At 35.6% G+C, this 12,945-nt stretch carries 11 protein-coding genes and 1 pseudogene; 8 read left to right on the top strand and 4 right to left on the bottom strand.

The genetic code is table 11. The features are described from left to right. Positions 1-9: 9 nt before the first annotated feature. On the top strand, positions 10-1,272 hold the full coding sequence (locus ACN1AG_RS05410) for an IS256 family transposase (RefSeq protein WP_417904616.1): 1,263 nt from the start codon (positions 10-12) through the stop codon (positions 1,270-1,272). A 25-nt stretch (positions 1,273-1,297) separates the two neighbouring features. Here the strand turns inward: ACN1AG_RS05410 and ACN1AG_RS05405 are convergent. Continuing rightward, positions 1,298-1,833 (bottom strand): annotated as a pseudogene (locus ACN1AG_RS05405) (transposase family protein); the annotation flags it as partial. A gap of 125 nt (positions 1,834-1,958) precedes the next feature. Here ACN1AG_RS05405 and ACN1AG_RS05400 point away from each other — a divergent pair. Beyond that, positions 1,959-2,722 (top strand): IS5 family transposase gene (locus ACN1AG_RS05400; RefSeq protein ID WP_417904615.1). Its coding sequence is split into 2 segments (ribosomal slippage): positions 1,959-2,291 and positions 2,294-2,722, totalling 762 coding nucleotides; the frame shifts between segments, so codons are not numbered across the junction. A gap of 438 nt (positions 2,723-3,160) precedes the next feature. Here ACN1AG_RS05400 and ACN1AG_RS05395 read toward each other — a convergent pair. The 3 genes from ACN1AG_RS05395 to ACN1AG_RS05385 all read right to left on the bottom strand — a co-directional run bounded on the left by ACN1AG_RS05395 (position 3,161) and on the right by ACN1AG_RS05385 (position 5,076). After that, positions 3,161-3,358, bottom strand: a complete 198-nt coding sequence (locus tag ACN1AG_RS05395) for a DnaA N-terminal domain-containing protein (protein ID WP_417905597.1) — start codon at positions 3,356-3,358, stop codon at positions 3,161-3,163. 191 nt (positions 3,359-3,549) lie between these two features. After that, the gene (locus tag ACN1AG_RS05390; RefSeq protein WP_417904614.1) at positions 3,550-4,524 is read right to left on the bottom strand and encodes a hypothetical protein; all 975 of its coding nucleotides are present in this window, start codon (positions 4,522-4,524) and stop codon (positions 3,550-3,552) included. A 72-nt stretch (positions 4,525-4,596) separates the two neighbouring features. Beyond that, on the bottom strand, positions 4,597-5,076 hold the full coding sequence (locus ACN1AG_RS05385; RefSeq protein WP_417904613.1) for a hypothetical protein: 480 nt from the start codon (positions 5,074-5,076) through the stop codon (positions 4,597-4,599). Between the two features lie 112 nt (positions 5,077-5,188). Between ACN1AG_RS05385 and ACN1AG_RS05380 the strand changes: the two genes are divergently transcribed. From ACN1AG_RS05380 to prfA, 6 genes are all read left to right on the top strand, one after another. Then, positions 5,189-5,952 (top strand): IS5 family transposase gene (locus ACN1AG_RS05380; RefSeq protein ID WP_417904533.1). Its coding sequence is split into 2 segments (ribosomal slippage): positions 5,189-5,521 and positions 5,524-5,952, totalling 762 coding nucleotides; the frame shifts between segments, so codons are not numbered across the junction. Positions 5,953-6,300: 348 nt separating this feature from the next. Continuing rightward, on the top strand, positions 6,301-7,305 hold the full coding sequence (gene obgE, locus ACN1AG_RS05375) for a GTPase ObgE (RefSeq protein ID WP_417904612.1): 1,005 nt from the start codon (positions 6,301-6,303) through the stop codon (positions 7,303-7,305). A 433-nt stretch (positions 7,306-7,738) separates the two neighbouring features. Beyond that, positions 7,739-9,640, top strand: coding sequence for a threonine--tRNA ligase (thrS, locus tag ACN1AG_RS05370; protein ID WP_417904611.1), 1,902 nt, complete (start codon positions 7,739-7,741; stop codon positions 9,638-9,640). 468 nt (positions 9,641-10,108) lie between these two features. Then, positions 10,109-10,564, top strand: a complete 456-nt coding sequence (infC, locus tag ACN1AG_RS05365; protein ID WP_341753490.1) for a translation initiation factor IF-3 — start codon at positions 10,109-10,111, stop codon at positions 10,562-10,564. A gap of 8 nt (positions 10,565-10,572) precedes the next feature. Further along, entirely contained in the window at positions 10,573-11,820 is a 1,248-nt protein-coding gene (locus ACN1AG_RS05360) for a pyruvate dehydrogenase complex dihydrolipoamide acetyltransferase (protein WP_417904610.1), read from the top strand. 57 nt (positions 11,821-11,877) lie between these two features. Continuing rightward, positions 11,878-12,945 carry a peptide chain release factor 1 gene (gene prfA, locus ACN1AG_RS05355; protein ID WP_417904609.1) on the top strand — a complete coding sequence of 356 codons (1,068 nt, stop codon included), beginning with the start codon at positions 11,878-11,880 and terminating at the stop codon, positions 12,943-12,945.

Here is a 12,945-nt window from a genome sequence, read left to right as displayed (position 1 = left end):
AGGGAAATTATGGCTAAAGAAATAGGTAAAGATAAAGAAAAATTAAACATAAGTAATCATCTAGTAGAAGAATTATTATCAAAAGCAAACCCATCAGAGTTATTTGGTCGAGATGGTTTATTTCAACAGCTAAAGAAACAAATAGTTGAGAAAATATTAGCAAGTGAGTTAGATCATGAATTAGGCTACTCAAAACATAGTAAAGTAGAAAAAGTAGATAATAATCGTCGTAATGGTAGCTATGAGAAGACAGTAATTGATGATGATGGTCGTAAGTTGACATTAGAAGTACCAAGAGACCGGGAAGGTGAGTATAATCCACAATTAATACCAAAAGGGCTGAGGAGATTTAATGGATTTGATGAGAAGGTAATTTCACTTTATGGTAGAGGAATGACAGTCAGTGAGATTCGTGGTCACTTAGAAGAAATATATCAAACTGAAGTATCTAGTGATTTAATATCAACCATAACAGATGGAGTACTAGAGGAGGTAACTAGGTGGCAAAATCGCTGTTTAGATAGGATATACCCAATATTGTATTTGGATTGCATATATGTTAAATCTAGGGACAATCATATAGTAATAAATAAAGCTGTATATTTGGCAATTGCGGTTAATATAGAAGGCAAGAAGGAGTTATTGGGCATTTGGATAGGAAAAAATGAAGGCTCTAAATTTTGGATGCAAGTAGTAACTGAATTAAAGAATCGAGGTGTAGAACAAATTTATGTTGCTTGCGTTGATGGTTTAAAAGGCTTTCCTGAGGCTATCAGTAGCATATTTCCTGCTACTATAGTACAACTATGTATAGTGCATATGGTACGCAATTCAGTAAAGTACGTGTCATATAAGGATTTAAAAGAGGTAACATCAGATTTAAAACAAATTTACACGGCAAATAACGAAGAAATGGCTTGTTTAAAACTGCAACAATTTAGTGTAAAATGGGATAAAAAATATCCAGTAATTTCTGATATTTGGCAGCGTAGTTGGTCAGGAATAATACCATTTTTTGCCTTTCCTGAGGAGATTAGAAAGGTGATTTATACCACGAATACTATAGAGTCTATAAATCGTCAAATTAGGAAAATTATTAAAAATAAAGGTGTATTTCCAGATGATAAATCAATTCAAAAGATAATATTTTTAGCCTTACAAAATGTGGCTAAAAAATGGACTATGCCTATAAAAGATTGGTCATTAGCTTTAAATCAATTTGAAATACTTTGTGGAGATTTTAAATATGATTTATTGGAAAATAAAAAATGAACTTACACAAAAAAAATTATTGACTCTTGGATTTCTTAAATAATCTAAAGTCATGTTTTTTACCGTTAGAAAAATCTGTACATATTACTTGGTGTGTTTTCTTGTCTACCACTATTTGAGTTTTTAGTGTATGCCTTTTCTTCTTTCCTGAATAATAGAATTTTTGTTTTTTTTAGGTCTTTCTATAGGACTCTCAGTAGCATCAATCAAGACTACTTCATAATTCATATCACTCTTCATTAGAGCTTTACGACCTGGAAGAGCAAAGTTTGGGTGTTTAACTAGGGTGTCTTCTACCCATTTAACAGCTTTATATGCTGAACTTTCACTAATCCCATAGTTCTGACCTATATGGAAATAAGTACGGTATTCTCTAAGGTATTCTAATGCCATCAGCAACTGTTCCTCCAAATTGAGCTTATTTTTACGCCCACCTTTTAATTTCTTAAGATTATCAGCATGCCTCAGAATATCCACCATCTGTGAAAATGTTAGCTTCTTTACTCCTGTTAACCGACGAAATTTTTCATCCTCTAACTCTTTAATCTGCTCGAATTTCATTACTACTTCAAATCAGATATTTATAACACCATTCTACATCATTGTCTAGGGTGTGTCATCAATTAAGTTGACAGGAGCGTTTATTTGTTGTGTAATAGAGAAAAAATTAAGAATAAATTTTCTCTATGCGTCGATATGCTCTACGTGACGATCAATGGGATCGGATTAAAGATAACCTACCTGGAAGGAAAGAGTCTGTTGGTGTAACAGCCAAGGATAATCGCCTATTTGTAGAAGCAGTCTTGTATCGATATAGGGCTGGTATACCTTGGAGAGACCTACCTGAACGTTTTGGAGATTTTCGAGTGATTCACCTACGTCATTCAAGGTGGAGCAAGACAGGTGTGTGGAAAAAGGTTTTTGAGATGTTGTCTGAAGATGCTGATAACGAGTATGCCATGATTGATTCAACCATTGTTAGGAGTCATCAACATAGTGCTGGTGCTAAAAAAAAGAGTTAGAGGATGACCAAGCAATTGGACGAGGTAAAGGGGGGCTGAGTACTAAAATCCATGCCACATGTGACGCTCTAGGGAATCCAACGGGATTCCATCTTACCCCGGGTCAAGCTCATGATTTGCAAGGATCTGATGTTTTGATGAATGAATTGACGAAAGCGGATGCTGTACTTGCTGATAAGGCTTATGATGCCGATGCACGTATGCGAGATAAGCTGAAAGATAAGGGATGTATAGCTGTGATTCCCCCAAAGAAGAATCGTGTGAATCCAGCTAAGTATGATAAGAACCTCTATAAAGCTAGGCATTTGATTGAGAACTTTTTTGCAAAATTGAAGCAATATAGAGCTATTGCAACACGATATGACAAAACATCTCAGAACTTTTTGGGTGCTGTTTATATGGCTTCCATGGTAATTTGGCTCAATTGATGACACACCCTAGTTTCGAAAGAAGTCTAATGAAAAAAACTGACAAAAATCGTACAAAATCTTGCCAAAATAGCTATCAACAATCAATTTATGGTAAGATATTCTAATATGATAGAAGAATATCGATCTCTTACAACCCGTATTACTCTCAAGATTTCTAAGTTCTTGTAGTGCCATATGTTGGTTATATGCTGGTTTTCTCTTGAATGAACAATTATTTATTATTATTAACCTTATCGTAATCATTTTTTTTCTCAACTAATACAATTAGTTTCATCAACTTAACTGCCAATTTAAATTTTTGTTTGTTATTGAAATAATACCTTAAAATTTCGCAAATACAGACTCGTACAATAGTGTTATTTGTTTTTAACTATAATAAGTAAAAATTAAAATCCTCTTATAAACATATTTAAAATAGCTTCAAGTGCTATTTCTCTACATTGCTCTTGCACCCTTATCAGCTTGTATAAACTCAAAAGTGAAATTATAATTGCTAAAAGCATCCAACAGATATCTGCCATACTTATGCTTAATCCAATCACCGATGAAGGTAGTTGCTGGTTTGAGAATGATTTTTTTACAAGTCATATCCTCTTCAACTGCTTCTAACTGGCTAAACCAAGATTTATCGATAAGCTCACCATGTAACTTGATTAGATATTTCCGTACTTTGTACCATATTACGTTAATTCGGGATAAGGATTAGTAAAAATGCTTTAGCTATAACTAATACAAGATTTTGGATATGTATAAATTGCATTTCTGTGAATTCATACATTAATTGCTCTTCGTAGTGTATATATGTCTGCTATTTTTACTAATCCTTATCCCGAATTAACGTATATTGACTGAGGATTTAGCTGGCTGAGTCCTAAATAGCTCGATTGCGATTTATCAGCAGTTGTTGTAGTTTTTTTGCTAATAATCTCTAATTGTTGAACCTTGTTGCCGTATACCGCTTGTACTTGATGGAGTAATTTTGTTTTCTCATGCTCGAGTAAGCTAATATCCGGTGTTAGTTTGATCCTGTAGGCATCACCAAAGACCCCTAGGAAACTACAATTAATCAGCAACTTATAGGCAGTATCACGCTCAAAGACTCCAGCAATTTTGCGTTGCAGCTGATGTGTTGGACGAGTATCATCTTCTACCTGCTGCAAATAGCTCTCTCTAGCCCTAGTAGTATCATCCATCTTGAAATTAAAGCTTTCGTTATTTGCCGAAGCCGGTGGACGCATTTCCTCTTGTAAAGCCAAAGTCATATAGTTTAGCACTGCCTTCTTGTTACGAAAGCGATTATTAGGACGTTGCTCGCTTAGTCTAATCATCAACTTATTGATGAAATTTAGGTTAAAATCACGGTTTGATCTGATTCTTAATATTGATCCATCTTCTTCGGTCAACGGGTGAAACTCCTCTAACTTCTGAAGAAAACCCCAGCCTTTAACCGTGCTGGCAACTTGACTAATCACACTAGGCAATTTTTGGCAAGATTGTCGATTAACCCCACCACTACTTGCATCATCATCTTTTGAGTCAGAGTCTGAGTCATTGCCTAAATCGCTGATTGGAGAGGCATTGCTAGAATTGAGGTGTGATATCTTACTTACAGAACTTACCGCTGCTTCTGATTGAAAGTTTTGCTCTTGCGTTGACTTACTTTCTGCCAAGTTTTGTTCACAATCTTTTTCATTTTCCTCACAATCATCGCTAGAATTTAGGATGGGTATCTTGCTTACAGAACTTACCGTTGCTTCCGATTGAAGATTTTGATCTTCCGTTGATTTAATCTCTGCCAAACTTTGTCCACAATTTTCCTCAAAAAATTTTTTTTTGCTGTATCTAGATATAGATATATAATTATATATCTATTATATTGTGTGGTGGAAAATTTTTTCCGGTTGAGTGGAAACTTTTTTCGAGTTAGGTTGAATATTTTGACCTATTGAGTTATGGTTTGTTTCAGATTGCTTTGAAAATTCTTGTTGGTTAGAATTATAATTATTAGTTTGGCAATTAGTTTTACGGAAACTGACAAAATTTTTAAGGAGTTTGATACATTGAATATTAGGACATCTCATATTATGTATAATCAAAGTAGTTGAATGACAATCAATTAAACCACTGTCTTTCAGTTCTTCTAGACATTGCTTTACCCGTTTTTGACAAACTCCTAACTGTTGCTGGAAGAAAAGATAGCCTTCTTGTAATTCTTCTGCTGGCTTACCTATCTTGTTATAAAATTGTAAACGAGAAACTATCAACGACAAAAGTTGACGAGAAGTTGTACTTAATCGCTTACCACAATTGTTAGTAAGATTTCGCCACTCAGGTGGGATAAAATTATCCACAAAATTGTAAAAAATGGTATCAGGATTTTTAACTAGGGCGTGTCATCAATTAAGTTGACAATAGTGTTTGTTTGTTGTGTAATAGAGAAAAAATTAAGGATAAATTTTCTCTATGCGTCGATATGCTCTACGTGACGATCAATGGGATCGGATTAAAGATAACCTACCTGGAAGGGAAGAGTCTGTTGGCGTAACAGCCAAGGATAATCGCCTATTTGTAGAAGCGGTCTTGTATCGATATAGGGCTGGTATACCTTGGAGAGACCTACCTGAACGTTTTGGAGATTTTCGAGTGATTCACCTACGTCATTCAAGGTGGAGCAAGACAGGTGTGTGGAAAAAGGTTTTTGAGATGTTGGCTAAAGATGCTGATAACGAGTATGCCATGATTGATTCAACCATTGTTAGGAGTCATCAACATAGTGCTGGTGCTAAAAAAAAGAGTTAGAGGATGACCAAGCAATTGGACGAGGTAAAGGGGGGCTGAGTACTAAAATCCATGCCACATGTGACGCTCTAGGGAATCCAACGGGATTCCATCTTACCCCGGGTCAAGCTCATGATTTGCAAGGATCTGATGTTTTGATGAATGAATTGACGAAAGCGGATGCTGTACTTGCTGATAAGGCTTATGATGCCGATGCACGTATGCGCGATAAGCTGAAAGATAAGGGATGTACAGTTGTGATTCCCCCAAAGAAGAATCGTGTGAATCCAGCTAATTATGATAAGGATCTTTATAAAGCTAGGCATTTGATTGAGAACTTTTTTGCAAAATTGAAGCAATATAGAGCTATCGCAACACGATATGACAAAACATCTCAGAACTTTTTAGGAGCTGTTTATATGGTTTCCATGGTAATTTGCCTCAATTGATGACACACCCTAAATTGCCGGAGGAAATTAACGTTTTTGTCATATTTTCCTCCTCTGAAAATCAGTTAGAAAGAGACTTTTTTTGTGGTTGTATTTCTGCAACTTTGGTATAAAATCAACAGAAAACCAACAGAAAAGTTTTTGTGCAGAATCACATAATGTTCTGAATCCCTGATAAGTATCTGATAAAAGTGGTGAAATTTGATCCAGCGATACTCTGCTCGCGTAGGCGAGGATCTAAAAAAGTAGCCTAGAAGACTATTTAAACCTTTTTAGATACCTGCTTTCGCAGGGATGACATCAGAAGAAATAAGTAGGACATACTAATTCAACTTACAATAATATATTATGAATTTTATCGATGAAGCTAAAATATACTTAAAAGCCGGTACTGGTGGTGATGGGGCGATTAGTTTCCATCGAGAAAAATATATTGATATGGGTGGACCTGATGGTGGCGATGGTGGTCGTGGTGGTAGCATTATTTTTAAGTGCAATTCTCATCTTAATACTTTAGTAAATTTTAGGTATAAACTGCATTTTAAAGCAGAAAATGGTGAGAATGGTAAAGGCTCGAACCGTAGTGGTAAGTCTAAACCTGCTTTACTCCTAGAAGTACCAGTAGGAACACAAATATTCTCAGAACATGGCGATGTTCTACTATATGATTTCACTTCCGATGAACAAACTTTTGAAATTCTTAAGGGAGGCAAAGGCGGGCTTGGTAATAGCCATTTTAAGTCATCTACCAATCAAGCTCCGCGACGTAGGACTGAAGGTGTTGTGGGAGAAGAGATGTGGGTAAATTTACAACTCAAACTACTTTCAGATGTTGGTCTTATAGGTCTACCTAATGCAGGGAAATCGACTTTCCTTGCAGCCACGACATCAGCAAAACCTAAAATTGCTGATTATCCATTTACCACACTAAGCCCTAATCTTGGTGTGGTTTATGTAGATGATGAAGAATTTGTGATAGCTGATATCCCAGGTTTAATAGAAGGGGCTCACTTAGGACATGGACTCGGTGATAAATTCCTAAAACATATTGAGAGATGTAATTTATTGATTCATTTGATATCAGCAACAAGTGATAATTTGATTGCTGATTATAGAACTATTAGGAACGAGCTTGAATCATATTCGAGCTTATTAAAAAATAAGCTCGAAATAATTTGTTTGAATAAGTGCGATGTTTTGTTAGAAGAAGAAATTAAAGATAAAATTACAGAATTGCAAAAAATTACTAGTGAGGAAATTTTTGTAGTGTCTAGCTATACAAGAACTGGATTAAATAGGGTAATTAAAAAAGCTCTTGAAAACGTAAAAAACACAAATCAAAGGTTTGCATAATTGATTATATATAACCTCAACTATCGATGTAATAAATTAATAGTAGGCTCAAGTAATCATCGCTATTAGGGGTGATGTCACTTCTATTCGCCATTATATCATACTTTTATCTTACAACCCCTGCTTTCATCCCAGCCCCTTCGGATGTCACCCCTGCGTAAGCAGGGGTCTAAAATAACTCAACACAAGCTATCTTGGTCATTTTTCTAGATTCCTGCCTACGCAGGAATGACATAAGCACTATGCAGGGATTGTAAGATGACACCCTAGGCTATTCCGATGTCCTTACATGAGGTCATATAGTAAAATCTTTAAACAAAAAATAGGCAAGACAAAATCGACCATTAAATAGAAATCTTCACAACCTAAAAATTAAGTTGAATATAAACTATTAACAAGCTAATATGAAGGTGCTAAAATTAGATAAAATAAAATGATTAATATTACTTTTCCAGATAGAACGCAAAAACAATTTGAAAAAAATATTACGGGATTGGAGATAGCTAGTAAAATCTCTACTTCTCTAGCAAAAGATGCCTTGGTTATTGAAATAAATAATGAACTAAAGGACTTAAGTTTACCTATAGAATCTGATTGTAATGTAAGGATTCTGACCCATAAAGATCCTGAATGTTTAGAGATAATACGTCATGATGCCGCTCATATAATAGCAGAGGCAGCTAAAGAATTATTCCCAGATATCCAAGTAACCATAGGTCCTGCTATTGAAAATGGCTTTTTTTATGATTTTGCTAAGGATAAACCTTTTTCATCTGAGGATTTGCTTAAGATAGAAGCAAAGATGCATGAGATTGTCAAAAGAAATGAAAAAATTACTAGAGAAGTATGGAATCGTGATAAAGCCATAGAATTTTTTAAATCAATTGGTGAGCATTATAAAGCTGAGATAATCTCGGAAATTCCTGCAAGTGAGGAGATTACATTATACCGCCAAGGTAACTTTGTTGATCTCTGCCGTGGTCCGCATAGCCCGTCAACTGGTTTTATTAAACATTTTAAATTAATGAAAGTGGCTGGGGCGTATTGGCGTGGTGATAGTAAAAATCCTATGCTACAAAGAATCTATGGTACAGCTTGGGCAACAAAAGAACAGTTAGACAACTACCTTTATATGATTGAAGAGGCAGAAAAGCGTGATCACAGAAAATTAGGTCGAGAGCTTGGATTGTTTCACTTTCAGGAAGAAGCTCAAGGTATGGTATTTTGGCATGATAAAGGTTGGAGTATATATCGCATTATCGAGCAATATATCAGAAATAAAATCAGAAAAACTGGATATATCGAGGTAAAAACTCCTGTGCTTGTCGATAAAAGCCTGTGGGAAGCTTCTGGTCACTGGGAAAAATTTAGGGAGGATATGTTTGCTCTAAATCTCGCTGATGATAAAACACTAGCTATGAAGCCAATGAACTGCCCATGTCATGTGCAAATTTTTAAACAAGGTATCAAGAGTTACCGAGACTTACCGTTACGTATGTCTGAATTTGGTTTATGTCATAGAAACGAAGCATCTGGTGCATTGCATGGTCTGATGAGAGTGAAGGCTTTTCGGCAAGATGATGCACATATTTTTTGTACTGAGGAACAAATTAACAGTGAGACAGTAAAATTTTGTAGCCTCTTAACCGAGGTTTATAAAGATTTTGGTTTTTCTGATATTAAAATTAAATTCTCAGATCGTCCTAAAATACGGGCTGGCAGCGATGAAGTTTGGGATAAAGCAGAAAATGCTCTAAAAGAAGCCGGTTATTCTTACATATTAAATCCGGGTGATGGTGCGTTTTATGGACCAAAACTAGACTTTTGTCTTAAAGATTCAATAGGTAGAGAATGGCAGTGCGGCACTCTGCAAGTTGATTTTGTTTTACCGGAACGTCTTGACGCTCATTATATTACTGTAAGCGGTGAGAAAAAAAGACCAGTAATGTTGCATAGAGCTGTAATTGGTTCTTTTGAACGGTTTATTGGCATATTAATTGAAGAATATGCTGGACGTTTTCCTTTATGGTTAGCCCCTGTACAGGTGGCTATTGCCACCATTACAAGTGACTTAAATGACTATGCACTGGAAGTACACAAATTGTTGATTAGTGAAGGAATACGGTCAGATGTCGATATTTCACCTGAAAAGATTAATTATAAAATACGTTGTTTTTCTAATAATAAAGTACCTATAATAGCTGTTGTTGGTAAACAAGAACTGGCAAATAATACTGTGACTATAAGACAACTAGGATCAAATGAGCAGGAAATTATTTCTCTACAAAATCTAGTAAAGCTTGTAAAAGATCAGAATACCCGCTATTTAACGTAAGTAGGAGAAGGAAGGCAATTTAAAAAAGCATAAACCTAGTACTACAGTTGTAGTACTAACGTCAAGACGATGTCATCCAAGCTACGGCGGGATTTAAAACGCTAACGTTAGTATGGTAATCTCAGTTTGATGTAATAAATTAATAGTAGGCTTAGCATCATCCCCATTAGAGGTGATGTCACTCCTGCGAAAGCAGGGGTCTAGAAATGTTCAACAGTACCTCGATCTACTTTTCTTAGATCCCGCACCGAAGCAGGGATGACATCGGGGCTATGTGATCTACGCGGGAATGACAGCTCTGTGTAGTAACTACAACTGTAGTACTAGGAAAGGTTATGCTAAAGATGATTTTTATTTAAACAATAATTATGGAGAAGTTTTATTTCTGGATTTAAAAATAGTAATTTTCCTAAGGCTAATAGGGAAATTAGGGCTAGTCAAGTTCGTTTAGTCGATGAAAATGGTGAGATGCTTGGCATCGTTAATATTAGGGAAGCTTTGGAACGTGCAGAAAAAGTTGCTTTAGATTTGGTAGAAATTTCACCAAATGCCGAGCCACCTGTTTGTAAGATTTTGGATTTTGGTAAATTTAAATATGAGAGTAAAAAGCGTGTCCAAGACAGTAGGAAAAAACAAAGGGTTGTTGTCCTTAAAGAAATGAAGTTTAAGCCAAACATTAGTCAAGGTGATTTTAATGTGAAACTTCGCAAGATCAAAGATTTTTTGAAGGAAGGTGACAAAGTAAAAATTTCTCTATGGTTTAAAGGCAGAGAGATTATCCATAATGATATTGGTATGAAGTTATTTGACCGCATATCGTTAGAACTAGAGGGCTTAGCTAAGATTGATTCTGCTCCTAAAATGGAAGGTAAACAGATAATTATGTTAGTCAGTCCTGATCCAACCAAAATACCAACTAATTAGAACTATTTATGCCAATTAAAATTCTAATGCCAGCTTTATCTCCAACTATGACTGAAGGAAATATTGCAAAATGGCTTAAAAAAGAAGGAGATAAAGTTGTTCCAGGAGATGTTATAGCGGAAATAGAAACAGATAAAGCTACTATGGAAGTGGAAGCTGTAGAAGAGGGAATTCTTGCTAAAATAATTGTAGTGCAAGGTACAGACAATGTGCCGGTGAGTTCGCTTATCGCTGTATTACTTGAAGATGGTGAAGATGCAAGCTTATTGGATAGTTTTATAGCAAGTAGTGATAATTCTGTTAAACCATCTACAGAACCAATAATATCTATAGAAGAAACTAAGCCGGTTAAGTACGATCAGCAACCGCAAACAATGAATGTGAAAGCTTTAGGCAGGATATATGCTTCGCCTTTGGCTAAAAGACTAGCTGCTATTGATAATATCGATCTGTCAAATATTCAAGGTAGTGGACCTCATGGAAGAATAATAAAAAAAGATGTGTTATCATACTTAGTGCTACCCACAAATAGTGGTAAGATTAGGGCGGTGAACAGAAATAAAGAGGAGTACAGGTGCGTCCCCAATAATAATATTCGTAAAATTATTGCTAAACGTTTGCTTGAATCTAAACAAACCATACCGCATTTCTATCTCTCAGTAGAATGTAACATGGATAAGTTATTGGATATTAGAGAAGATATAAATAAATCGCTTATAGAAGAGAGTAAAATTAAAATTACTGTTAATGATTTTGTTATTTTAGCAGTGGCAAAAGCTTTAAAAGCTGTACCGGAAGCAAATGTTAGCTGGGATGAGTCTGCTATTCGGTATTATAATAATGTTGATGTATCAGTTGCTGTGGCAATTGATAATGGTCTTATAACGCCTATAGTCAGAAATGCCGATCAAAAAGATATAATTACATTATCGCAAGAATTACAAACTCTTATAAAAAAGGCTCGAGATAATAAACTAACTCCTGAAGAATTTCAGGGAGGAAGTTTTTCCGTCTCTAACTTAGGTATGTACGGTGTTAAGAACTTTAGTGCTATAATAAATCCGCCACAAAGCTGTATCCTAGCAATAGGAGCAAGCTCAAAACGTTCAATAGTTGAAAATAATCAGATAAAAGTCGCTACTATCATGGATGTTACTCTTTCTTCTGATCACAGAGTTGTTGATGGTGCTGTTGGAGCTAAATTTTTAGCTTCATTTAAAAAATTTATGGAGAGTCCTGCGTTAATGCTCATATAACGTTTGATTGGCATCCTATCCTCACCATAACTTAAAACTTAAATCATAGAATAAATTATGAGTTTTTCCGATAATCTAGCAAAAATCTTGAATAAACATGAAGAATTATCAAAAAAGTTGGCCACTGGTATAGTCGGAGATGAGTTTATAAAAGCATCGAAGGAATATGCCGAGCTAGAGCCTATTGTTCAAACAATTAATGAATATAATAAATATGTATCTGAATTGCATGACATCAAAGAGATGGCTCAAGAAGCAAATTTGGACAATGATACACAGACGATGATATATGATGAGGTGCATCGTTTAGAGATACTGATGCCTAAATTAGAAAGGGCAGTAAAACTCTCTTTGTTGCCAAAAGATGAAGCTGATACAAAAAATGCTATTATCGAGGTAAGAGCTGGTAGCGGAGGAGAAGAAGCGGCGTTATTTGCTGCAACTTTATTTAATATGTATCACAGATACGCAGAATTAAAGAATTGGCGTTTTGAAATATTATCAATCTCTGATACTGGTATTGGCGGATATAAAGAAGCATCAGCACTAATTAAAGGACGAGATGTGTTCTCTAAACTTAAGTTCGAATCAGGCGTCCACCGGGTGCAAAGAGTTCCTGAGACTGAGTCAAGTGGTAGGATACATACTTCTGCAGCTACTGTTGCTGTCTTGGCTGAAGCAGAAGATGTAGATGTTAAGATCGATGACAAAGATTTACGAATTGATACATATCGTGCATCGGGAGCCGGAGGACAACACGTAAATACCACAGAATCAGCGGTAAGGATTACCCATTTACCAACTGGTATTGTCGTTGCATTACAAGATGAAAAATCACAGCATAAAAACAAAGCTAAGGCTATGAAAATTCTTCGTTCTAGAATTTATGAAGCAGAGCGATATAAAAAGGATATGGAAAGAGCTGAGGTACGCAAAGGTCAAGTTGGTTCTGGTGATAGATCAGAAAGAATTCGCACCTATAACTTTCCACAAGGCCGAGTTTCTGACCATAGAATCAATCTAACCCTCTACAGAATAGAGGATATCGTAAAAAACGGGCAATTAGATGACTTTATTGAAGCTTTGATATCGGCTGATGAAGCAAGAAAACTTTCAGAAGTTTAG

Source organism: Candidatus Tisiphia endosymbiont of Micropterix aruncella (assembly GCF_965178575.1).
GTDB lineage: Bacteria > Pseudomonadota > Alphaproteobacteria > Rickettsiales > Rickettsiaceae > Tisiphia.
This window is presented reverse-complemented; position numbering and strand designations above follow the sequence as displayed.